Genomic DNA, 21,381 nt, shown 5'->3' on the forward strand with positions numbered 1-21,381 from the left:
GAACCATGGGCATAATTGTGGTTACGGGCCTCCTGATTGCGGCCGTGGCCGCTCCCACAGGAATCGCGGCCATGGCCGCTCCCACAGGAGAGGTTCGCGCGGGATTCCGGAGCTTCGACGAGGGTGCAGTCCCAGTCGCTGTGGACCACGTCCACCGGCAGGAACTCCACGCCGGGACGCGCGGCCTTGCCACGCCGCGCGTCCTGCACGATCTGGCTCGACGAGTAGAAGCCCATCGGCTGCGAGTTCAGCAGCGCGCAGGCGAAGGCCGCGGGCTCGTGGCGTTTCAGCCAGCAGCTGGCGTACACCAGCTTGGCGAAGGACGCGGCGTGGCTCTGCGGGAAGCCGTAGGAGCCGAAGCCCTTGATCTGCTCGAAGATCTGGTCGATGAACTCCGACGAATAGTTCTTCCTCTCCATCAGCTCGCGGATGCGCAGCCGGTGCGGCTCCATGTCGCCGCCGTGGCGCCAGGCGGCCATCGAGCGGCGCAGGCCGTCGGCTTCGCCGGGCGAATAGCCGGCGTGGATCACCAGCTCCATCACCTGCTCCTGGAACAGCGGCACGCCCAGGGTGGCCCCCAGGATCTCCTCGATGCCGGGCGACGGGTACGTCACCGGCTCCTGGTTCATGCGCCGGCGCAGGTAGGGATGCACCATGCCGCCCTGGATCGGCCCGGGCCGCACGATCGCGACTTCCACCACCAGGTCGTAGAAGGTTTTCGGCTTCAATCGCGGCAGCATCGTCATCTGCGCGCGCGACTCGATCTGGAACACGCCGACGGTGTCGGCCAGCTGGACCATGTCGTAGGTCGGCCCGTCTTCCCTGGGAATGGTCGCGAGCTCCAGGTCGCGGCCACGGTGCGCGCGCACCAGGTCCAGGGCCTTGCGGATGCAGGTCAGCATGCCCAGCGCCAGGCAGTCGACCTTGAGCAGGCCGAGCGCCTCCAGGTCGTCCTTCTCCCACTGGATGATGGTGCGCTCGGCCATGGCGGCGTTTTCAACCGGCACCATCTGCCACAGCGGTGCATCGGAGATCACGAAGCCGCCGACGTGCTGCGACAGGTGCCGCGGCCTGCCGCGCAGCATGGCCGTGACGGCCAGGATGCGCGCGATGAGCGGGTTGTCGATGTCGAAGCCCACGTCCGCCAGGCGCCTGTCCATCGGCGTTTCGCCGTTGCCCCAGCCGAAGCAGCCGGCCAGCAGCGTGACCTGGTCGGGCGGCAGGCCGAAGGCCTTGGCGACGTCGCGCACCGCGCTTTTTCCCCGGTAGCGGATCACCGTCGCGGCCAGCGCGGCGCGCTCGCGGCCGTACTTGGCATAGATGTACTGCATCACCTCCTCGCGCCGCTCGTGCTCGAAATCGACGTCGATGTCGGGCGGCTCGTTGCGCTCCTTCGACAGGAAGCGCGCCATCAGCAGGCGGCTCTCGGCAGGGTCGACCGCAGTGATGCCCAGCGCGTAGCACACCGCCGAGTTGGCGGCGGAACCACGGCCCTGGCAGAGGATCCCCTGGCTGCGCGCGAAGCGGACGATGTCCTCGACGGTGAGGAAGAAGGCTTCGTACGCGAGGTCGGCAATCAGCGCGAGCTCGCTCTCGATCTGCGCGGCGATCTTCGGCGGCACGCCCTGCGGCCAGCGCACATGCATGCCGGCTTCGGTCAGCGTGCGCAGGTGGCTGCTGGGCGTTTCGCCTTCGGGCACGAGTTCGGCGGGATAGCTGTACTTCACCTCGGCCATGGAAAAACGGCAGCGGCGCGCGAGCGTGACGGCGTTGTCCAGCAGCACGCGCGGATGGATGTTGCCGAGCGTGTAGCGGTGGCGCAGGTGGCGTTCGCCGTTGCGGAACAGGTGCGCGCCGGCCTCGGCCAGCGGCAGGACGTGGCGGATGGCGACCAGGGTGTCCTGCAGCACGCGCTGGCGGCGCGTGGCCATGTGCACGTCGCCGGCGGCGAGCGGCGTGATGCCGAGGTCCGCGGCCATCGCCAGCAGCTGCACCAGGCGCAGGTCATCGTCCTGCTCACGGTGCAGCTCGACGGCGAGGTGCGCGCGGTCGCCAAAGACGCGTCGCAGCCAGGCGCCCTCGCCCGCATCGGGCACGCGGCCCGGCAGCCACAGCGCGAACAGCCCCCCCGCGCACGCCAGCGCGGCCACAGCCACTGTGGGGCCTGCCACTGTGGGGCCTGCCACTGTGGGGCCTGCCACTGTGGGGCCTGCCACTGTGGGGCCTGCCACTGTGGGGCCTGCCACTGTGGGGCCAGCCACTGTGGGAGCGGCTATAGCCGCGATTGGGGGGAGCCTCTCACCCGGGTTGCTTCCATCGCGGCTATAGCCGCTCCCACAGTGGCCTTTACGGGGCAATCCAGGCTTGCAGGGCAGGCTTTCAATGTCGGCGCGGGAGAGGCGGTATTCGCCCTTTGGCGCCGCGCGGCGGCCGATGGTGATGAGCCGGCACAGCTGCGCATAGCCCGCGGCGTCTTCCACCAGAAGCACCATGCGCAGGCCGTCGTCGAGCTTGAACTCCGCGCCCACCACCAGCTTCACACCGCTGAGCTTCGACGCCTCGTGCGCACGCACGATGCCCGCCAGCGAGCACTCGTCGGTGATCGCCAGCGCCTCGTAACCGCACTGTGCGGCGCGGATGAACAACTCTTCGGCGCTGGCGGCGCCGCGCAGGAAACTGAAGTCGGACAGGCAGTGCAGTTCGGCATAGGGCGGCAACTCCGCCGCGGCCTGTGTGGCAGCGGCTACAGCCGCGCTATGCGTTCGACCGGCATCGCGGCCATGGCCGTTCCCACAGGAGCCAGCATCGCCGGGATCGTTGGCGGCATCGGCCGCCGATTCGAATTCCATCCGCAGCTGCATCTGCCGCTGCATGCGCACGATGCGCGAGGGACGCGCACCGGGGGTATCGGGCGCCACGCCCGGGGGCAGGTCATCGTGGTCGTCGTCGCGGCTCATGCGAACCAGCCATGCAGCATCCAGTCGCCCTGCACGCCCGGCGGGGCGAAGGCCCAGGCGCGCTGGCCGCGCGAGGTTTCCAGCACGTAGTAGTCGCGGCGCGCGTCGTCGCCGTCCCACCAGCCGCTTTCCAGGCGCTCGGGACCGGACACGATGCGCAGCCGCGGGTCGCGCAGCGGCACCGGACGCGGCAGCAGCCAGGCGGGACGCGGCGGGCGCAGCGGTGCGGGCGTGGTGCAGGCCGCATCGCCGTCCTCGCCCGAACCGGCGCGTCGCCAGGCGCGCTCGGGACGCGGGTCACCGGAAGGCGCGACGCGATGCACGGCCTCGTCGCCAAGCCGGGCGCGCAGGCGCTCACGCAATCGTGGCCAGGGCACCGCCTGTGCCGGGCGGCTGTCGAACAGGTCGCGTTCGGCCGGCACGAAGGGCGGCAGCTCGCGCGCGAGCAGGCGCACGCCGATCACCGGCGCCGGCAACGCCACCTGCTCAAGGCGATTGCGCGTGAGTTCGAAGAGCAGCGCCGCATCGCGTTCGGCCGCGAGCAGGCCCACCGGTACCTCGGTGAAGCGCACGGCGTCCTGCTGGACCTGGTCGGCCTCGTGCGAGGGCAGCGCGTGCCGTGCTTCGTGTTCAAGGCGCAGGGTGAAGCGTTGCACGCCACCGTCGCGGGCGGACAGGTACGTGGCCAGGTCGGCGATCAACCGGCGCAGCGGGAACAGCAGCGCCTGGTGGCTCTCGACTTCGAAACCGAGTTCGACGCGACTGTCGAAACGGTCCGGCGGCGCGTACAGCTCGAGCGGATCATCGGCCTCGCCGTGCAAGCGGTCGAGGTGCTGCAGCAGCTCCACGCCGAAGCGCCGCCGCAGGCTGTCACGCGGCAGCGTTCGCAGCGCGCCGAGCGTGCGCACGCCCATGCGCTGCAGGCGCTCGCCGGCATTTCCCGGCAGCGCCGCGCGGCGCACCGGCACCCGCGCCAGCGCATCGCGCATCGCGCCTTCTGCGGTGACCGCGAAGCCATCGCGCAGCCCTGCGAACACGAGTGCCGCGCGCGGCGTCGGCGCCAGGGCGATGCGGTGGCTGAAGCCAAGGCCGTCGAGCTCCTCGCGCAGCCGCGCTTCGAAGCGCGGCCACGGCCCGAACAGGCGGAAGCTGGCGCGCGCCTCGAACACGATCGCCCCCGCCCACTGCGCACTGACCTGCGAGCTGTGCCGATACGCCCAGGCGGCGAGGAAGCGCTGCCAGCGCGCCTCCGACGCCGGGTCGTATTCGACCATCGCCACGTCGGACAGCAGCGCGTGCGCGGCCGACAGCCGCATGCCCGGCTTCAGTCCAGCTTCGGACGCGCCCGCGTTGACCGCATGCAGATGCCGCAGCTGCGCCGGCCCCGAGACCAGCGCCAGCGGCCGCGACGGATCCGGCATCCGGCGGAGGACGGCGTCCAGCGCCAGCCGCGGCAGCGCAATGCAGGCCCAGAGCACGGCGGCCTCAGGACAGCTGGACGGCGCGGGTGGGCGGGTTGGCGCCGCGGCATTTGCGCACGTGCCAACCACCCTCGCCCGCCGCGACGTACTCCAGCCGCAGCGCCGCCGGCGAGGGATTGACCGCGTGCTTCGCATCGCGGAACGCGAATCCCAGGCAGTCGCCGCTGTCGGCCGCCACCTGCAGCCGCCGCAGCGCCTGCGCGTCGGCCTGCAGCGGCCAGCCCAGCACCGCCGCGCAGGCCGCACTGCGCAGGCACTGTTCGAAGGCCCACAGCGCGCCGCGCGCATCGGCCTCGATGATCTCCAGATGGCGCAGGTCCACGCCCGCCGCCTGCCACGCCGGCGCATACGGCAGGTAGGGCGGCGCCACCAGCGCCACGACGCCGCCGGCCAGGGTCAGCCGCGCCAGCGTGGGCAGCAGCAGCGACAGTTCGCCCACGCCGTCGGCCGGCAGCAGCAGTTCGGTCAGCGCCGCGCGCGGCCAGCCGCCCTGCGGCAGCAGCGCGTCGAGCGCGGCGTGCCCGGTCGGCTCGCCGTCTTCGGCCACCACCGGCGCCCGCGCCGCGCGCCACACCGTGCGCGTCGACAGCATCGCGTCGAGGTCGGGCGACGCCGCGGGAGCGTGCATCGCAGGGGCCGGCATCGCGTTCATTCCGCGCGCACCAGCCCGCAGTAGATGCCTTCGATGGCGAAGTCGCTGCCCGCCGGCACCTCGATCGGCGCGTAGTCCGGATTGCGCGGCAACAGCCGCAGCCGCGCGCGCGTGCGCTCCAGGCGCTTGATGGTGATCTCGCCGTCGATGCGCGCCACCACCACCTGGCCGTTGCGCGCGTCGCTGGCGCGCTGCACCGCCACCAGGTCGCCGTCGAAGATGCCGTCGTCGCGCATGGAGTCGCCCTTTACCCGCAGCAGGTAGTCGGGCCTGCTGGAAAACAGCGCGCGGTCGAGCAGCACGTGGCGCTCCACCCCGGCATCGGCCGCAATCGGGGAACCCGCGGCCACCCGGCCCAGCACCGGCAGGTCCAGGCGGTCATCGCGGACTTTCAGCCGTGTACCCGGGACGTGGCGCGTGCGCCCTGCCCGGTCCGCGCCCGTCGCGCCGATGCCCTGCGCCATGCCGCCCACCACCCGGATGCCGCGGGCCTCGTTCGGCCGCACCTCCAGGTAGCCCGCCTGCTGCAGCCGGCGCACGTGCTTGTGCGCCGCGCAGGCCTGGCGGAAGCCGAAGGCGTCGGCGATCTGCTGCAGCGTGGGCGGCGCGCCCTCGGCCCCGGCATGGGCCTGGATGAAGCCGAGCACGTCGCGCTGTCGGGGGGTGAGGTCGTCGGTCATGGGTAAAAATCTATTTACCTTGGCGGGAAAGGGCAAGCCCGGCTGTCGGACGGATTCCAGCCGGCTCCGGTCTCAGGGAGCGAGACTTCTCCGGGATCAACGACTTGGGCGAGACACCTCGGGCGGCGCGACAGGTCCTCAGCAGCCCGCGTACTTCCAGTTCCGCGTCTTGCCCTCCGCGATCCACTCCACCGCCTGCGCAACGCGCCGGGCGCGCGTGTCCGCGCCCTTGGCGCCGGTGATCCAGTCGGCGTACTCGTGCTGCTTGCCGGGGGTGAACGCATCCCAGTGGCCGCGCGCCGCCTGGTTGCCGCGCATCGCGGCGGCCAGGTCGTCCGGCAGCGACGGCGGCGGCTTGGCCTTGCGGCCGCCGACCGACGTCGCGCCGGCCTCGATCAACGCCATCGCGGCGCGCACGTGGGCGGTGGTCTCGCGCTTGGCCGGCAGGTCCTTGAGCGTGGCCAGGCGGCCGTACTGGCCCATGCCCTCGGCCGCGGCGGCATCCTCGCCGACCACCTGCTTCCCGTGCCACAGGTTGAAGGCCGCGTGCTGCTTGAAGCCCGCCATGACGCCGAGCAGCTTGTCCCTGTACGTGAACGCCGGCGCGCCCCACTTGATGGTCTCCACGGCCTCCGGGCAGGCCGCATGCACGCGGCGGCGCAGCTCTTCCAGGATCGGCCGGGCGAAGTCCGCCTGGCGGGCGATGTAGGCATCGATGCGCGGGTCATGGCTGGTCATGGTGGTCTCCGGACAGCGGCCGTACGTGCTCCAGCAACGCCTGCAGCGTCCGGCCCGGCTCTTCCCACGGAATCATGTGCGCGGAGTGCTCGAACCACACCGCGCGCTTGTGCGGCGCCTGCACCTGTTCCAGCCACTCCGCGGTCGGCGCCGAGGGCGTGGTGTAGTCGTGGCGGCCCAGGAACATCAGCACCGGGATCGGGAACTCACGCACGCCGCTGAAGTCCACCCGCAGGTACTCGTCGAGCACGTGCTCGAGCGTGAACACGTTGCCGGCGAAGAACGCGCGCCGGTCCTCGCAGTCGTAAGCCGGCGACAGCAGCGAGGCGCCGTAGTAGTAGTCCTGCTCCGCGTCGCGGTAGGCGTTGAGGCCGCCGTAATGCTGCGGCCACTTGCGCGCGATGATGATGCGATCGCGGGTGATCGGCGCATCGCCCGGATACGGCGCGATCGACTCCAGTTCCGCAATCGCCGCGGCATTGCCCTCCGCGCGCGCCCGTTCCAGCCCGTACTCGAAGCTCAGCCGTTCGTTGCGCCGGGTGTCAATGACCTGGCCGATGCCGACGTAGGCGTGGAACAGGTCCGGCCGCCGCAGCGCCGCGTGCATCGCCACCACCGTGCCCCAGCTGTGCGCCGCCAGCACCAGCTTGTCCTTGCCGTAGCGCGCGCGCAGGTGCTCGGCCACCTCGATGGCATCACTGACGAAGCGCTCGATCGCCATGTCGCCGGCGACCGCGTGCGGGTCGTTGGCGCGGTGGGTCTTGCCCGCGCCGCGCTGGTCGTAGTGGGCGACGGTGAAGAACTCCTCCACCGGCCGCTGCCACTGCCACGCGCTGGGCATCGCCGGCGACGACGGCCCGCCGTGCACGAACAGGATCATCGGGTTCGCGCGGTCCTTGCCGCGCACCTGGATCCACTGGTCGATGCCGCCGATGCGCTCGGCGTAGGTGTCCTGCACGCCGGCGGGCGTGACGATGCGCTGCAGGTCGGCGACCACCGCGCGCGCCTTGTCGAAGGATTCGCCCGAGGGACAGGCCGGCTGGGCGTTGGCGAGCACGGGCAGCGCGAGGAGCAGCAGGGCGGCAAGCAGTCGCGTCATCGTATTGTTCCTTTGCGTTGGAGCAGTGGCCCTACTGTCCCAGCACGCCGACCAGCCGCAACAGCCCCGATGGTCACGCCACGCGTGACGGCGACCGCGTTGGTGAGCATGTCGTAAGCAAAGGCTCGACAATGCCTCCGGGCCGCACCCGCTTCATGGCCCAGCGGCCACACGGAGTCGAACGCACTTGGACATCCTGAAAATCCTCGGCCTGTTCATCGCCACCGCGCTGGCGGAGATCATCGGCTGCTATCTCCCTTACCTGTGGCTCAGGCAGGACCGCTCGGCCTGGCTGCTGGTGCCGGCGGCGCTCAGCCTGGCGGCGTTCGCCTGGCTGCTCACGTTGCATCCGCAGGCCGCGGGACGTGTGTACGCGGCCTATGGCGGCGTCTACATCAGCGTCGCGCTGATGTGGCTCTGGGCGGTGGATTCGGTGCGGCCCACGCTGACCGACTGGGTCGGCGTCGTCTTCTGCCTGGTCGGCATGGGCATCATCATGCTAGGCGCGAGGCCCGCCTGACCGCTCACCGGACCGCGGTACCGCCCGCTTCTTCAACGGCACCGGACTCGCGGGCCAGGCGACGCGCCTCGTCCGCGCCCTTGCGCTCGCTGTAGCGATCGACCAGGTACTCGCTGCGCCCGCGCACCAGCAGGGTGAACTTCACCAGCTCTTCCATGACATCCACGACGCGGTCGTAGAAGGGGGACGCGCGCATGCGACCGGCGTCATCAAACTCCTGCCAGGCCTTGGCCACCGATGACTGGTTGGGGATGGTCACCATCCGCATCCAGCGCCCGAGCAGGCGCAGCGCGTTGACCACGTTGAACGACTGCGATCCGCCGCAGACCTGCATCACCGCAAGCGTGCGGCCCTGCGTCGGCCGCACGCTGCCGTCCTCGAGCGGAAGCCAGTCGATCTGGTTCTTGAACACGCCGGTGACGCTGCCGTGCCGCTCGGGCGACACCCACACCTGGCCTTCCGACCACTGCGACCACTCGCGCAGCTGCCGCACCTTGGGATGGTCGCGGTCGACGCTGTCCAGCAGCGGCAGGCCGTGCGGATCGAACACCCGGGTTTCGGCGCCGAGATGCTTCAGGATGCGCTCGGCCTCCAGCGCCAGCTTGTGGCTGAAGGACTGGGGCCGGAGCGAGCCATACAGCAGCAGGATGCGGGGCGCGGGCGCGGGCGGGCCGGCGCCAAGCAGGTCGTGCTGCGGGGCCGGGAGGAGACCGGGCACCAGGTTCGGGAGGGTGGCCGCTTGGGCGGCTTGCTGCTCGATATCCATTCGACTATTCTACAAATATGGAAACGAATCAGGCAATAGCCGCCCTGACCGCACTGGGCCAAGCCACGCGCCTGTCCGCCTTCCGCCTGCTGGTCGAAGCCGGTCCCCATGGCCGCATGGCCGGGGAGATCGCGGAAGCGCTTGCGGTGCCTAGTGCCACGCTGTCGTTCCATCTGAAGGAGTTGGTGCATGCCGGCTTGGTGAGCAGCGAGAACCGTGGCCGCAATGTCTGCTACCGCGCCAGCTTCGATGCCATGAACGGGCTTGTCGCCTACCTGACCCACAACTGCTGCGCGGATTCGGCCGATGAAACCTGTGCGCCCGGTCCTTTGGCGGTCCGCGCGTGCTGATCGCAACCACTGTCCATTCCTCACCACCTGGATCCAACCGATGAAGCGTCGCGTCCTGTTTCTCTGCACCGGCAACTCGGCCCGCAGCGTGTTGGCAGAGGCCACGCTTCGCGCGTGGGGCGGCCACCGCTTCGAGGTCTTCAGTGCCGGCAGCCAGCCTGCCGGCACGGTCAACCCGTACGCGCTCGGCCAGCTGGCGGCCGACGGCATTGCCACCGTCGGGCTGCGCAGCAAGTCCTGGGACGAGTTCGCGACAGCGAACGCGGCACCGATGGACCTGGTGGTGACGGTCTGCGACTCGGCCGCGGCCGAAACCTGCCCGGTCGTCTTCGGGGATTTCCTGCGGACGCACTGGGGGTTGCCGGATCCGGCGGCGGTCGAGGGTGACGATGGCGCCAAGCGCGAAGCCTTCCGCCAGGCCCACCGCATCGTCAAGGCGCGCCTGCAGGCGCTGCTGGCGCTGCCGGCCGATGTCTGGGACGACCGCGCAACGCTGAAGCAGGCGCTCGACCGCATTGGATTCGTGGAGCCCGACGACGCGGCCGCCGGGGCCTGATCCATGCTGACCGCACTGCTGATCTTCGTCGCCACGATCGTGCTGGTGATCTGGCAGCCGAAAGGCCTCGGGGTCGGCTGGAGCGCCACCTTCGGCGCGGCCCTTGCACTGCTGACCGGCGTGGTCGGCATTTCGGACATCCCGACGGTCTGGGGCTTCGTCTGGAACGCCACCTTCACCTTCATCGCCCTGATCGTGATCAGCCTGCTCCTCGACGAGGCAGGCTTCTTCGAATGGGTAGCGTTGCATGTGGCGCGCTGGGGCAAGGGCAACGGACGCCGGCTGTTCGCCCTGCTGGTGCTGTTCGGCGCCGCGACGTCGGCCCTGTTCGCCAACGACGGTGCGGCGCTGATCCTCACGCCGATCGTGATCGCCATGCTGCTGGCGCTGCGCTTCAGCCCCGCGGCCACGCTGGCGTTCGTGATGGCGGCCGGCTTCATCGCCGATACCGCCAGCCTGCCACTGGTGGTGTCCAACCTGGTCAATATCGTGTCGGCGGATTACTTCGGCATCGGCTTCGCGGACTACGCCTCGGTCATGGTGCCGGTGAACCTGGTCTCCGTCGCGGCGTCGCTGGGCATGCTGATGTGGTTCTTCCGCCGCGACATCCCGGCAAGCTACGAGGCTGCCGGACTGAAGGCGCCGCGCTCGGCGATCGTCGACACCATGACCTTCAAGGCCGGCTGGGCGGTGCTGGCCCTGCTGCTGGTGGGTTTCTTCGGACTGGAGCGGATCGGTATTCCCATCAGCGCGGTCGCGGGCGCCGGCGCGCTGCTCCTGTTCGGCGTGGCGGCACGCGGGCACCGCATATCGACGCGGAAGGTGATCAGGGAAGCGCCGTGGCACATCGTGGTGTTCTCGCTGGGCATGTACCTGGTGGTCTACGGCCTGCGCAACCAGGGGCTGACCGGCCACCTGGCGGCGCTGCTGGACCTGTTCGCCGGATACGGCGTGTGGGGCGCGACGTTCGGCACCGGCCTGCTGGTCGCCCTGCTGTCCTCGATCATGAACAACCTGCCGACGGTACTGGTGGGCGCGCTGTCCATCGATGCCAGCCACGCCGAAGGCACCGTGCGCGAGGCGATGGTCTACGCCAACGTGATCGGCAGCGACCTGGGGCCCAAGTTCACCCCGATCGGAAGCCTGGCCACCCTGCTCTGGCTGCACGTGCTGGCGCGCAAGGGGATCCGGATCACATGGGGCTACTATTTCAGGGTCGGCGTGGTGCTGACACTTCCGGTGTTGCTGGTCACCCTGGCGGCACTGGCGCTGCGCCTGGGTCCGGGATGAGCGGCGCAACGCTGCCCGGGACGTCGGCGCGATAGACCACCTTCCCGCTCCGGAGCACCTGTTCCACATCGCCGAACGCCGTCGCGCCCTCAGCGGGATCACTTCCCAGGATCACGAGATCCGCCTTCATTCCCGCGACGATGCGTCCCTTGTCCGTGGCCTGCCCGAAGCGCGCAGCCGGCGTCGTGGTCAGGCTTGCCAGGATTTCGCGCCAGTCCATCCCGGCCCGCGCCATCAGTTCGAATTCCCGCCGGGTGTCCACCTCGTCGATGTAGCCCACATCGGTCCCGAACAGCACCGGCCCGCCGGCGGCCGCGAACGCACGCACCTGCGCGATCGCATTGGCCAGCGCCCGCTGAAGGACTTCTTCGGGCACGTGCTCCTTCCTCAACTCCACTTCGAACAGGGTCAGCGTCGGCGTCAGCGCGACGTCCCCGGCGCGCAACCGCGCCACCAGCGTTTCGTCCCACGGCCCGGTCAGCGGCGTGGTGTGCGCCAACACGTCCACTCCACTGGCCAGTGACACTTCCAGGCCGGCGGCGTTGCTCGGGTGCGCGAACGCGGGCTTGCCCGCGCGGTGGGCCGCATCGACCACGGCGCGCGCAACCTCCACATCCATCGGCAAGACGCCCACGTCACCGCCGACGATCGCGCCGGCGAAGATCTTGACGCCGTCCGCCCCCGCCTCGAGCTGCCGTCCTGCGCGGGCGGCGGCCTCCCCGGCATCGGCCACTTCGCCGCTGGACACGCCGAGCTCCGCCAGCAGGTTGCGGATATAGACCGGCGTGCCGCCTTCCGGAAAGAAGGGGGCGTCAACGGTCAGGATGTCGGGGCCGGCGACTTCGCCGGCATCGATGCGATCGCGCAGGCGCGGCGCGTTGCCACCGAACGACGCGATGTCGAACACCGTGGTGAAGCCCCAGCGGGTGAACATCGCCTGGAGCGCGGCTTCGACCTCGGCGGCGGGCCGCGGGGGATCCTCGCGGAACGCGGGCGCCAGCAGGTGCACGTGACTGTTCCAGAAGCCGGCAGTGACCACCTGGCCGCGCGCGTCGATGACCTGGGCGCCTTCGGGCACGGGTACCGCCGCTTCGGTACCGACCGCCGCGATGCGGCCGTCGCGAACCAGGATCGTGCCGCGCTCGATCACGGCCGCATCCGGTGCGGGGTAGATCCGGGCGCCGACGAGGGCGGTGTCGGCGGCGAACACGGGAAAGCCGCAGAGCAGGCCGAGTCCCAGGCCCAGTATCCGGCGTGTCATGTGATGCTCACGGTGGCGGTCGATCCCATCAGCATAGATGGAAAGCCGGCGGCGGCGGCTTGCCGGTTGCACCGCGTGCTGGCACATGAAAAGTCCCAGGGCGCACAATCCAGGTACCCCGACATACGAGGACACCCCCATGCAGGTCAAAGCCTACGGCGCCCACGCCGGCGACAAGCCGTTGGAACCCATCGACATCACCCGTCGCGCGCCCGGCGCAGGCGACGTGCAGATCGACATCGCCTTCTGCGGCGTCTGCCATTCAGACCTGCACCAGGTGCGCGCGGAATGGGCGGGCACGGTGTTCCCCTGCGTGCCGGGGCATGAAATCGTCGGCCGGGTGTCGGCGGTGGGCGACGCGGTGTCGGCGTTCAAGGCCGGCGACCTGGTCGGCGTCGGCTGCATCGTCGACAGCTGCAGGCACTGCGAAGAGTGCGGGGACGGCCTGGAGAACTACTGCGACGGCATGGTCGGCACCTACAACTCGCCCACGCCCGATGCCCCCGGCCACACGCTGGGCGGCTACTCGCAGCAGATCGTGGTGGACCAGCGCTACGTGCTGCGCGTGCGCCACCCCGAGGACCAGCTGGCCGGGGTGGCGCCGCTGCTCTGCGCCGGCATCACCACCTGGTCGCCGCTGCGCCACTGGAAGGTCGGGCCGGGCCAGAAGGTGGGCGTGGTCGGCATCGGCGGGCTTGGCCACATGGGCATCAAGCTCGCGCACGCGCTGGGTGCGCACGTGGTGGCGTTCACGACGTCCGAATCCAAGCGCGATGCGGCGCTCGCGCTGGGCGCGGACGAGGTGGTGGTCTCGCGCAACCCGGGCGAGATGCGCGCGCACCGCAAGAGTTTCGATTTCATCCTCAACACCGTGGCCGCGCCGCACGACCTGGACGCCTTCCTCGCCCTGCTCAAGCGCGACGGTACGATGACCCTGGTCGGCGCGCCGGCCACGCCGCATCCGTCGCCGAATGTCTTCAGCTTGATCATGAAGCGGCGCTCGCTGGCCGGCTCGCTGATCGGCGGCATCCCGGAAACGCAGGAGATGCTGGACTTCTGCGCCGAGCACGGGATCGTCGCGGACATCGAGATGATCCGCATGGAGGAGATCAACGAGGCCTACGAGCGCATGCTCAAGGGCGACGTGAAGTACCGCTTCGTCATCGACAGCGCGTCGCTGGCAGGCTGAATCCGCGGAGAAGCGCGGGGGCCGGTGGCGGCCCCCGCAGGCGGGCGATACGCGCTTCCGCCTAGTACTGCTCGACTGGTCCCAGCGGCACGATCCCGGTCGGATTGATGGTCCGGTGGCTCTCGTAGTAGTGCCGCTTGATGTGGTCGAAGTGCACCGTCCCGCGGACGCCGGGGAGTTCCATCATCCGCGCGGTGAACGCATGCAGCGCCGGATAGTCGGCGATCCGCCGCAGGTTGCACTTGAAGTGGCCGTGGTAGACCGCGTCGAAGCGCACCAGGGTGGTGAACAGGCGGATGTCGGCCTCGGTCAGCCGGCCGCCGACCAGCCAGTCGCTGGCGGACAGGCGCGCATCCAGCCAGTCCAGCGTCTCGAAGAGCGGCCGCACCGCGTCTTCGTAGGCGGACTGCGTGGTCGCGAAGCCGGCGCGGTACACGCCGTTGTTGACCGTTGGATAGACGCGTGCGTTGACCGCATCGATGTCCGCGCGCAGCGCCTCCGGATGGAAGTCGCCCGGCTTCGCCCCCAGGCCGTCGTAGGCGGTGTTGAACATGCGGATGATCTCGGAGGATTCGTTGCTGACGATCGTGTCCGTGGCCTGGTCCCACAGCACCGGCACCGTCACCCGGCCGGTCATGCCGGGCTGCGCGCGGGTATAGAGCTGGTGCATGTACGCCGCACCCATGACCGGGTCCGGCGTGACCCCGGGCCCTTCCTCGAAGGTCCAGCCGTTCTCGAGCATGCGCCAGTGCACCACCGACACCGGCACCAGGTCCTCCAGTCCCTTCAGCGCGCGGACGACCAGCGTGCGGTGCGCCCAGGGGCAGGCGTAGCTGACGTACAGGCGGTAGCGGCCTGCTTCGGCGGGGTGGCCCGCCTGGCCGTCGGGGCCGGATCCGCCGCCAGCGCTCAGCCAGTCGCGGAACTTCGCCTCCTCGCGCTTGAATTCGCCGTCACCGGCGGTGTCGTACCAGGTGTCATGCCATTGGCCGTCGACCAGCAGTCCCATGGGTGTCTCCCGTGCGCGGTGCGCGAAGCGATGTGGCCAGCCTAGCGCGCACCCGTGGGCGCAGCGGTGACGCCAGCGGGACGCAGGGTTGCCGCCGCCCGTGACTAAAGGCCGGCGAGCCGGCGGGCCGCTGCCGCTAGAGTTTCCGGCTGCAGGCGCCCCACCGCGGCGCGAAAGGGATTCCCGATGTTGAAGCGTTGCGCACTGGTGGCCGGCCTGGCCCTTCTCAGCGGCCTGGCCGTGGCGAACGAGCCCGTTGACCTGGACATGGTCAGCCGGATCCGCCAGGAGGCCTTCCACAACTCGCAGGTGATGGCGACCTTCAGCCACCTGACCGAGAACATCGGCGCGCGCCTGACCAACTCGCCGCAGATGGCCGAGGCCAACGAATGGACCCGCGGCAAGTTCAACGAGTGGGGCCTGGCCAAGGTCCACGACGACGCCTTCGACGACTTCGGCCGCGGCTGGGAGTTCAGCTCCGCCAGCGTCGAGATGCTCAGTGACCGGGCGCAGCAGCTGCATGCACTGCCCAAGGCCTGGACCCCGGGCACCAACGGCCCGGTGGAGGGCGAACTGGTGCACGTGGAGATCAAGAAGCTCGAAGACATCGAGACGTATCGCGGCAAGCTCGGCGGCAAGATCCTGCTGCTGGGCGAGGCGCGCGAATACAAGCGCGGCACCGAGCCGGACTCGCACCGCCACGACGCCACCTCGCTGGAAGGACTGCAGCAGTTCACGGTGCCCAAGACCGCAGCCGCCGACCGTGCCAAGCGGGTCAAGGAGTATGGCGAGCGCCAGGCGCTGACCCGCGCGGTCAACGAATTCTTCGCCGGGGAAGGCGCGCTGGCCGCGATCAGCATCAGCAGCTGGGACAACGGCATCATCCGCGTGGCCGGCGGCGGTTCGCGCAAGGCCGGCGAGCCTGTGGGCATCCCCGAGCTTGCGATGATCGCCGAGCACTTCAATCCGCTGGTGCGCGCGCTCAAGGCCGACCAGACCGTGCGCCTGCGCGTCAACGTCGATGCGCGCTTCATCGACGAGGCCAACCAGCCCGGCTACAACACCATCGCCGAGATCCCCGGCCGTGGCCGCAAGGCCGCCGAAATCGTGATGATGGGCGCGCACATGGACTCCTGGCACACCGGCACCGGCGCCGCCGACAACGCCGCGGGCGTTGCGGTGATGATGGAGGCCATGCGCATCCTCAAGGCCGTGGGCGCGCGCCCCGAGCGCACCATCCGCGTCGCGCTGTGGAGCGGCGAGGAGCAGGGCCTGGTCGGTTCGCAGGACTACGTCGCGCGCAAGTTCGCCAGGTACCCGGAGCCCACCGACCCGGCGCAGAAGGCCCTGCCCGCTTCGCTGCGCGAGCCGACCGGCGCGCTGCAGAAAATGCCCGACTACGAGCGTTTCTCGGTCTACTTCAACATGGACAACGGCTCCGGCCGCTTCCGCGGGATCTACGCCCAGGAAAACCTGGCGGCGATGCCGATCTTCGAAGCCTGGCTCAAGCCCTTCCACGACGTCGGCGCGACCACCGTGGCCACGCGCAACACCGGCAGCACCGACCACATCGCCTTCGACCGCGTCGGCCTGCCCGGCTTCCAGTTCATCCAGGACCGGCTGGACTACTTCACCAACGTCCACCACACCCACCTGGACACCTGGGACCACATCGAGCCCGAGGACCTGAAGCAGGCCGCGGCCATCGTCGCTTCGTTCGCGTACCACGCGGCGATGCGGGAAGAGCGCATGCCGCGCAAGGTGCTGCTGGAGCCCTGAGCTGACGCCGGGCCGCTCAGGTCACCAGGACGACCTTGCCCGCATGCCGGCCGCTTTCCAGCCACGCATGTGCCTGCGCCGCCTGCTCCAGGGTGAAGCTGCGGTCGACCACCGCACGCACGGCGCCGGCCTCGATCCACGGCCAGACCACGCGCTCGACTGCCTCGGCCAGGCGCGCTTTCTGGTCGGCACTGCGCGGGCGCAGCAGTGAGCCGGTAACCACTGCGCGCTTGCGCATAAGCGTGACCAGCGGCAGTTCCAGAACGCCGCCGCCCTGCGCTGCGATGTAGACGATGCGCCCACCCGCGTTGAGCGCGTCCAGGGTGGCCGCGAGGTAGGACGCGCCGACCATGTCCAGGGCGACGTCGACGCCGCCGGCAGCCATGGCCGCGGCCCCGAAATCCTCGCATGTGGTGTCGATGGCGACATCGGCGCCGAGCTCCAGCGCCGCCGCGGCCTTCTCCGCGCCGCGACTGGTCGCGACCACGCGCGCACCGGCAGCCTTCGCCATCTGGATCGCAGCCACGCCGATGCCGGACGTGGCGCCGTGCAGCAGCAGCGTCTCGCCGGCCTGCAGCGCGCCATGTTCGAACACGTTGGCATAGACGGTGAACACGGTTTCCGGCAGCGCCGCGGCCTGGACGAAGTCGAGCCCGGCGGGAACGGGCAGCGCGTGGCGCGCATCGACCACGGCGTACTCGGCGTAGCCGCCGCCGCCCAGCAGCGCACAGACGCGATCCCCCGGCTGCCAGCGTCCGCTGCCTGCAACGACCTCGCCCGCCACCTCCAGCCCGAGGCCTTCCGGCGCACCCGGCGGCGGCGGATAGCGGCCTTCGCGCTGCAGGATGTCCGGCCGGTTCACACCCGCGGCGCGCACGCGGACCAGCAACTCGCCTTCACCCGGCACCGGCCTGGGAACCTGCACTGCATGCAGCGCTTCGGCGGGACCGGCGCCATCGCGGATCGCGATGGCGGTCATCAGCGCGGCCATCAGCTGCCAGCCTGGTACTGCTTCTCTTCGACGAACGCGGAACCCGACAGGCGGTTGATCTCGTTCTTGATCGCCACCCGCTCGCCGTTTCGCACCGCCACCGCGCGCGCGAGTTCGATGAATTCGTGGTCGAAGGTTTTCGCCGCCTCCCTGGCGCGAAGGCCGTCCTGCACGTCCCACATCAGCTCGTTGGCCGCCTTCAGGCGGTCGTAGCACCCGGCGAGCTCCGGCTGCCGATCGACCAGCCCCTGCCAGATGGGCCGCAGGCCACCGAGTTCGACTTCGACATGCGCGCGCTTGGCGGCGTCGTTGATTCGCTCATGCTTGATCTGCAGGATCGAGATCTTGTCGGCCAGCTCGCCGACCGAGACCGGCACGTTGATGGTCTGCATGTGGAACTCCGTCCGTTCGATGGCCGCCATCGTGGAACGCCGCTCCACGCGGGGCAAGCGGCCGGCTGAAACAATGCATGGCCTACACTCGCACGCATCCCTGCACCGGTATGGATGCCATGACCGCACTCGCCCCGCCACTGCTGTTCATCAGCGCGGCATTCGCGCTGCTCGCGCCGTCCGCCGCCCTTGCCCAGGCGCGCATCCCGCCGGCACCGCAGTGCCTGGACGCACGCGAAGTGCGCGAAGTGTTCCAGTCCGACGACCGGACCCTGGCGATGGTGCAGTCCGACGGCCGGCGCTTCCGCGTGGGGCTGGGCGCGGACTGCTCCGGCGCCACCGAGACCAGCGCGCGGCTGCTGGCCGCCAACGGCTGGATGTGCGGCACGGGCAACGAATTCGTGGCGATGGATGGACGGAACTGCCCGGTCAGCGAGGTCGAGCCGATCACGTCCGCCGAGTACGCCCAGCATGCGCGTGTCAGCCAGACCAGCGCCGACGGCAGCACCACGCTGGCGACGGTCGTGGTCAGGGGCGAGCGCCGGCACGGATTTGCGGCCTCGCACAGCTATTGCTTCAACCCCCGGCACGTGCGCGGCTGGTCGGAGGATCCAAAGGGCCTGGTGGTGGAGGTGAACCCGCGCCGCTCCGGTGGCAACCGCTATTACCGCGTGGAACTGGTGCAGTCCTGTCCGCATCTTGCGGGCCCGGTCGAGGTTGCTTTCCATTCGGGCATGGGCATCGGCCTGATCTGCGGGAATCCGGGCGACGACATCAGGACCGGCGTCGTGGGCAGCGGCGTGGGCAGCGGCGTGGGCAGCGGCGTGGGCAGCGGCGCGGGCGGCCGCGGCCAGCCGCTGATCGCGCACGATGGCCGCCCCGCGGACTTCCTGATGACCGGCTCCGCACGCCTCCAGATCCTTGGCGCCAGGTTCGGCTGCCCGATACGTGCGGTCTATCCAGTGGACGACGCCAGCTGAGCCTGTGCAAAACATGACGCCGCTTGAACGTCTCGCGGTGGACACTGCCTGCAGCGGGCCCCGCGCCCGCGCCTTCCCCCGATGGAGACATTCCCATGACCCGATCCACCACAGGCCCCGCCACTGACGAATTCCGCGAAGTCGCGCGCGACGCGATGAAGCTCGGTGGCCGCTGCGTCGGCGCCGCCCGGGACTGGCTGGGCGAGAAGCGTGAAGAATTCAACCTGGGCCGTGCCGCAGGCGGTGCCGGTGCTGCCGGCGCCGGCGTGACCGTGCACGGCTATCGCGGCATCGGCCCGCGTGGCTACCGGCGCGACGACGGACGCGTACGCGAAGATGTCTGCGATGCCCTCACCGACAGCGACGCCCTGGACGCCAGCGACATCACCGTCACCGTGCAGGACGGCGTGGTGAAACTCGCCGGCACCGTTCCGCACCGGATGATGAAGCGCCTGGCCGAGGACCTGGCCGATGACTGCGGCGGCGTGCGCGACGTGGAAAACGCGCTGCGGGTCGGCCCGCCGCCGTCGGTTGGTGCCGGATCGTCGACCGCAGGCGCGGCAGGCGCGGCAGGTGCGGGCGCTTCCACTGTCGGGACCTCGAGCGCGGGCACGTCCACTGCGGGCACGTCTACCGCCGGCGGAGCGTCCGGACCGTCGGCGAATCTCTGAGGGCCGGAAAGCCCTTGCGGGAGCCGCTCATGCTGCGATCGTAATCGACGTCATCGGCCGCGCTCCTGCACCATCGCGGCTATAGCGGCTCCCACGAGCGCGCTGTTGTAGGAGCAGCTGTTGTGGGAGCAGCTATAGCTGCGATCGTGATGATGGCTGCGGGCCCGGGGCCGCGGCCTGCTTCTGCGACTGGATGAACGCGCGGACTTCCTCGTCCAGCACCGGCAGCGGCACCGAACCCAGGCGCAGGATGGTGTCGTGGAACGCCTTCTGGTCGAAGCCGGTGCCCAGTTCGCGCTCGGCCTCGGCGCGCAGGTCGCGGATGGTCCTGTAGCCGATGTAGTACGACAGCGCCTGGCCCGGCCAGGAGATGTAACGGTCGACCTCGTTGACGATGTCGTGCCGCGCCAGCGCGGTATGGCTTGCCAGGTATTCGATCGCCTGCTCGCGGCTCCAGTCGTACTCGTGGATGCCGGTGTCGATCACCAGCCGCGCGGCGCGCCACATCTCGAAGGTGAGCCGGCCGAAGTCCTCGTACGGCGTCTCGTAGATGCCCATCTGCGTGCCCAGCCACTCGGTGTACAGCGCCCATCCCTCGCCGTAGCCCGAGAAGTACGTCCTGGCGCGGAACGCAGGACGCTCCGGCGCCTCCAGCGCGAGCGCCGCCTGCAGGCTGTGGCCGGGCGAACATTCGTGCAGCACCAGCGCCGGCAGGTTGTACAGCGGCCGCGACGGCAGGTCCCAGGTGTTGAACCAGCACGCGTCCAGGCCACCACGGCCGGCGGTGTAGTTGGGCGCGATGTCGTCGGCCACCGGCAGGATGGTGAAGCGGTAGCGCGGCAGCGTGCCGAGCACGTGCTTGAGCTGGCCGTCGACCTTCTTGGCAACATAGGCCGCGGTGGCCAGCAGCTCGCGCGGGGTCTGCGCGTAGAACTTCGGGTCCGAGCGCAGATAGGCCAGGAACTCCTCGAACGTGCCTTCGAATCCGGCGCGCGCCATGACCTCGCGCATCTCCGCCGATATCCGCGCGACCTCGGTCAGTCCCAGCTCGTGGATCTCGCGCGGGTCCATGTCGCGGGTGACGTATTCGCGGATCTGGGTGCGGTAGAACGCGGCGCCGTCGGGCAGCGCACTGGCCGCGATGCTGGTGCGCGTGCGCGGCAGGTAGTCCTCGCGCATGTAGGCGAGCAGCTGGCGGTAGGCGGGCACCACCTCCTCCAGCACGACCCGCCTGCCCTCTTCGCGCAGCTGCGTGCGCGCGGGCTCGGGGATCGAGAGCGGGATGGTGTCGAAGGCGGCGAGGATCGGGTTGCCCGCGTCTTCCAGCGTATAGCTCTCGATCGTATTGTCGCGGTCATCCAGCGATGCCCGCGGCACGCTCCAGCCACGTGCAAGCCCGCGCTCCATGTTGTCGATATGCTCGCGGAAGTGGCGCGGCACGTCATGCAGGCGGCCGATGTAGTTTCGCCATTCGGACTCTTCGCGCCAGGGTTCGCGCGGGGCGAAGCCGGTCCAGAAGAAGGTGTCGCTGTTGAACGGCGCCTCCCAGGTGCGGCGCACGGCGTTCACGTGATCGGCTTCGATGGTGGCGCGGAACACGGCGAGGTTGACCTGGTCCTCGCGCGAGAGCGTATCGACCGGGATCGCATCGAGCTCCGCCAGCGTGTCCGCCCAATAGGCGGTGCGGCGCGCCCAGGTTTCGGGAGTGTTCGATGGCAGGTAGCCAGGTGCGCGCCAGCGCCCGTCGACGAATGCATAGCCGTATTCCCGCTCGTTCCACGTGCCGTGGGCGTCGAACAGCGCATGCAGCGCACCTGCGGGCGTATCGGCGGCGGGCGCGTTCGCGATGGAACCATCGGCCGGTGCCGCGGTCTTGGCCTGCTCCTGCGCCAAGGTGGGGCCCGCGCATGCGAGCAGCGAAACAACCAGCAGCGCGCGAACGCGCAGGCGGATCCGACTCCTGGAAAGCATGCACGGGTCTCCTTCAACGGGACCCGGAGTATGCCCAATCCGTCGCATG

The 21,381-nt window shown here is 70.0% G+C and carries 20 protein-coding genes; 8 read left to right on the top strand and 12 right to left on the bottom strand.

Annotated features, from left to right (window positions below; genetic code table 11):
* From WCE39_RS01630 to WCE39_RS01655, 6 genes are all read right to left on the bottom strand, one after another.
* Positions 1-2,957: error-prone DNA polymerase (locus tag WCE39_RS01630; protein WP_343274974.1), on the bottom strand; the 2,957-nt coding region annotated here is incomplete at its 3' end.
* Positions 2,954-4,435, bottom strand: coding sequence for a Y-family DNA polymerase (locus tag WCE39_RS01635; RefSeq protein ID WP_343274975.1), 1,482 nt, complete (start codon positions 4,433-4,435; stop codon positions 2,954-2,956). The genes WCE39_RS01635 and WCE39_RS01630, both read right to left, overlap by 4 nt.
* Positions 4,436-4,442: 7 nt before the next feature.
* Positions 4,443-5,090 carry a translesion DNA synthesis-associated protein ImuA gene (gene imuA / locus WCE39_RS01640; protein WP_343274976.1) on the bottom strand — a complete coding sequence of 216 codons (648 nt, stop codon included), beginning with the start codon at positions 5,088-5,090 and terminating at the stop codon, positions 4,443-4,445.
* Positions 5,087-5,770: a transcriptional repressor LexA gene (gene lexA, locus WCE39_RS01645; protein WP_343274977.1), complete on the bottom strand. Its 684-nt coding sequence runs from the start codon at positions 5,768-5,770 to the stop codon at positions 5,087-5,089. Before lexA ends, imuA begins: the two co-directional genes overlap by 4 nt.
* Positions 5,771-5,908: 138 nt before the next feature.
* Positions 5,909-6,508: a YdeI/OmpD-associated family protein gene (locus WCE39_RS01650; RefSeq protein WP_343274978.1), complete on the bottom strand. Its 600-nt coding sequence runs from the start codon at positions 6,506-6,508 to the stop codon at positions 5,909-5,911.
* A complete protein-coding gene (locus WCE39_RS01655) occupies positions 6,495-7,607 on the bottom strand; it encodes an alpha/beta fold hydrolase (protein WP_343274979.1) in 1,113 nt (370 codons plus the stop codon). Before WCE39_RS01655 ends, WCE39_RS01650 begins: the two co-directional genes overlap by 14 nt.
* 196 nt (positions 7,608-7,803) lie before the next feature.
* Here WCE39_RS01655 and WCE39_RS01660 point away from each other — a divergent pair, with 196 nt between their 5' ends.
* Positions 7,804-8,127, top strand: a complete 324-nt coding sequence (locus WCE39_RS01660; RefSeq protein ID WP_449283953.1) for a YnfA family protein — start codon at positions 7,804-7,806, stop codon at positions 8,125-8,127.
* Between the two features lie 4 nt (positions 8,128-8,131).
* Here WCE39_RS01660 and arsH read toward each other — a convergent pair whose 3' ends face one another.
* Positions 8,132-8,893: an arsenical resistance protein ArsH gene (gene arsH, locus WCE39_RS01665; RefSeq protein ID WP_343274981.1), complete on the bottom strand. Its 762-nt coding sequence runs from the start codon at positions 8,891-8,893 to the stop codon at positions 8,132-8,134.
* Between the two features lie 17 nt (positions 8,894-8,910).
* Between arsH and WCE39_RS01670 the strand changes: the two genes are divergently transcribed.
* Genes WCE39_RS01670 through WCE39_RS01680 form a run of 3 tightly spaced genes read left to right on the top strand, consistent with a single transcriptional unit; the run spans position 8,911 to position 11,089 of the window.
* Entirely contained in the window at positions 8,911-9,243 is a 333-nt protein-coding gene (locus WCE39_RS01670) for an ArsR/SmtB family transcription factor (RefSeq protein WP_343274982.1), read from the top strand.
* Positions 9,244-9,283: 40 nt separating this feature from the next.
* Positions 9,284-9,799 carry an arsenate reductase ArsC gene (locus tag WCE39_RS01675; protein ID WP_343274983.1) on the top strand — a complete coding sequence of 172 codons (516 nt, stop codon included), beginning with the start codon at positions 9,284-9,286 and terminating at the stop codon, positions 9,797-9,799.
* 3 nt (positions 9,800-9,802) lie between these two features.
* Positions 9,803-11,089, top strand: a complete 1,287-nt coding sequence (locus WCE39_RS01680) for an arsenic transporter (protein WP_343274984.1) — start codon at positions 9,803-9,805, stop codon at positions 11,087-11,089.
* Here WCE39_RS01680 and WCE39_RS01685 read toward each other — a convergent pair.
* Positions 11,049-12,350, bottom strand: coding sequence for an amidohydrolase family protein (locus WCE39_RS01685; RefSeq protein ID WP_343274985.1), 1,302 nt, complete (start codon positions 12,348-12,350; stop codon positions 11,049-11,051). The two genes, WCE39_RS01680 and WCE39_RS01685, sit on opposite strands and share 41 nt — an antisense overlap.
* Before the next feature lie 139 nt (positions 12,351-12,489).
* On the opposite strand from WCE39_RS01685, the gene WCE39_RS01690 reads away from it, so the two are divergent.
* Complete coding sequence (locus WCE39_RS01690) at positions 12,490-13,539, top strand: NAD(P)-dependent alcohol dehydrogenase (protein WP_343274986.1); 1,050 nt, start codon at positions 12,490-12,492, stop codon at positions 13,537-13,539.
* Between the two features lie 61 nt (positions 13,540-13,600).
* On the opposite strand, the gene WCE39_RS01695 is transcribed toward WCE39_RS01690, so the two are convergent.
* Positions 13,601-14,548: a glutathione S-transferase family protein gene (locus tag WCE39_RS01695; RefSeq protein ID WP_343274987.1), complete on the bottom strand. Its 948-nt coding sequence runs from the start codon at positions 14,546-14,548 to the stop codon at positions 13,601-13,603.
* 186 nt (positions 14,549-14,734) lie between these two features.
* Between WCE39_RS01695 and WCE39_RS01700 the strand changes: the two genes are divergently transcribed.
* Positions 14,735-16,327, top strand: a complete 1,593-nt coding sequence (locus tag WCE39_RS01700) for a M20/M25/M40 family metallo-hydrolase (protein WP_343274988.1) — start codon at positions 14,735-14,737, stop codon at positions 16,325-16,327.
* Positions 16,328-16,343: 16 nt separating this feature from the next.
* Here WCE39_RS01700 and WCE39_RS01705 read toward each other — a convergent pair whose 3' ends face one another.
* Together WCE39_RS01705 and WCE39_RS01710 are read right to left on the bottom strand one after the other, a co-directional pair.
* The gene (locus WCE39_RS01705; RefSeq protein ID WP_343274989.1) at positions 16,344-17,318 is read right to left on the bottom strand and encodes an NAD(P)H-quinone oxidoreductase; all 975 of its coding nucleotides are present in this window, start codon (positions 17,316-17,318) and stop codon (positions 16,344-16,346) included.
* Positions 17,318-17,710: a hypothetical protein gene (locus WCE39_RS01710; protein ID WP_343274990.1), complete on the bottom strand. Its 393-nt coding sequence runs from the start codon at positions 17,708-17,710 to the stop codon at positions 17,318-17,320. The genes WCE39_RS01705 and WCE39_RS01710 overlap by 1 nt, the downstream gene beginning before the upstream one ends.
* 119 nt (positions 17,711-17,829) lie before the next feature.
* Between WCE39_RS01710 and WCE39_RS01715 the strand changes: the two genes are divergently transcribed.
* Both WCE39_RS01715 and WCE39_RS01720 read left to right on the top strand, forming a co-directional pair.
* Positions 17,830-18,690 carry a hypothetical protein gene (locus WCE39_RS01715; RefSeq protein WP_343274991.1) on the top strand — a complete coding sequence of 287 codons (861 nt, stop codon included), beginning with the start codon at positions 17,830-17,832 and terminating at the stop codon, positions 18,688-18,690.
* A 95-nt stretch (positions 18,691-18,785) separates the two neighbouring features.
* Complete coding sequence (locus tag WCE39_RS01720) at positions 18,786-19,361, top strand: BON domain-containing protein (RefSeq protein WP_343274992.1); 576 nt, start codon at positions 18,786-18,788, stop codon at positions 19,359-19,361.
* A 132-nt stretch (positions 19,362-19,493) separates the two neighbouring features.
* Here WCE39_RS01720 and WCE39_RS01725 read toward each other — a convergent pair whose 3' ends face one another.
* Positions 19,494-21,332 carry a DUF885 domain-containing protein gene (locus WCE39_RS01725; RefSeq protein WP_343274993.1) on the bottom strand — a complete coding sequence of 613 codons (1,839 nt, stop codon included), beginning with the start codon at positions 21,330-21,332 and terminating at the stop codon, positions 19,494-19,496.
* Positions 21,333-21,381: the final 49 nt, after the last annotated feature.

This window comes from Luteimonas yanweni (assembly GCF_039548475.1).
Classification (GTDB): domain Bacteria; phylum Pseudomonadota; class Gammaproteobacteria; order Xanthomonadales; family Xanthomonadaceae; genus Luteimonas.

Bases quoted from the DNA above. Each gene is read 5' to 3' on its own strand.
- WCE39_RS01710 (WP_343274990.1), bottom strand. From the start codon at position 17,710: ATGCAGACCATCAACGTGCCGGTCTCGGTCGGCGAGCTGGCCGACAAG.
- arsH (WP_343274981.1), bottom strand. From the start codon at position 8,893: ATGGATATCGAGCAGCAAGCCGCCCAAGCGGCCACCCTCCCGAACCTG.
- WCE39_RS01685 (WP_343274985.1), bottom strand. From the start codon at position 12,350: ATGACACGCCGGATACTGGGCCTGGGACTCGGCCTGCTCTGCGGCTTT.
- WCE39_RS01675 (WP_343274983.1), top strand. From the start codon at position 9,284: ATGAAGCGTCGCGTCCTGTTTCTCTGCACCGGCAACTCGGCCCGCAGC.
- WCE39_RS01690 (WP_343274986.1), top strand. From the start codon at position 12,490: ATGCAGGTCAAAGCCTACGGCGCCCACGCCGGCGACAAGCCGTTGGAA.
- WCE39_RS01720 (WP_343274992.1), top strand. From the start codon at position 18,786: ATGACCCGATCCACCACAGGCCCCGCCACTGACGAATTCCGCGAAGTC.
- WCE39_RS01695 (WP_343274987.1), bottom strand. From the start codon at position 14,548: ATGGGACTGCTGGTCGACGGCCAATGGCATGACACCTGGTACGACACC.
- WCE39_RS01670 (WP_343274982.1), top strand. From the start codon at position 8,911: ATGGAAACGAATCAGGCAATAGCCGCCCTGACCGCACTGGGCCAAGCC.
- WCE39_RS01680 (WP_343274984.1), top strand. From the start codon at position 9,803: ATGCTGACCGCACTGCTGATCTTCGTCGCCACGATCGTGCTGGTGATC.
- imuA (WP_343274976.1), bottom strand. From the start codon at position 5,090: ATGAACGCGATGCCGGCCCCTGCGATGCACGCTCCCGCGGCGTCGCCC.
- WCE39_RS01725 (WP_343274993.1), bottom strand. From the start codon at position 21,332: ATGCTTTCCAGGAGTCGGATCCGCCTGCGCGTTCGCGCGCTGCTGGTT.
- WCE39_RS01715 (WP_343274991.1), top strand. From the start codon at position 17,830: ATGACCGCACTCGCCCCGCCACTGCTGTTCATCAGCGCGGCATTCGCG.
- WCE39_RS01700 (WP_343274988.1), top strand. From the start codon at position 14,735: ATGTTGAAGCGTTGCGCACTGGTGGCCGGCCTGGCCCTTCTCAGCGGC.
- WCE39_RS01650 (WP_343274978.1), bottom strand. From the start codon at position 6,508: ATGACCAGCCATGACCCGCGCATCGATGCCTACATCGCCCGCCAGGCG.
- WCE39_RS01655 (WP_343274979.1), bottom strand. From the start codon at position 7,607: ATGACGCGACTGCTTGCCGCCCTGCTGCTCCTCGCGCTGCCCGTGCTC.
- WCE39_RS01705 (WP_343274989.1), bottom strand. From the start codon at position 17,318: ATGGCCGCGCTGATGACCGCCATCGCGATCCGCGATGGCGCCGGTCCC.
- lexA (WP_343274977.1), bottom strand. From the start codon at position 5,770: ATGACCGACGACCTCACCCCCCGACAGCGCGACGTGCTCGGCTTCATC.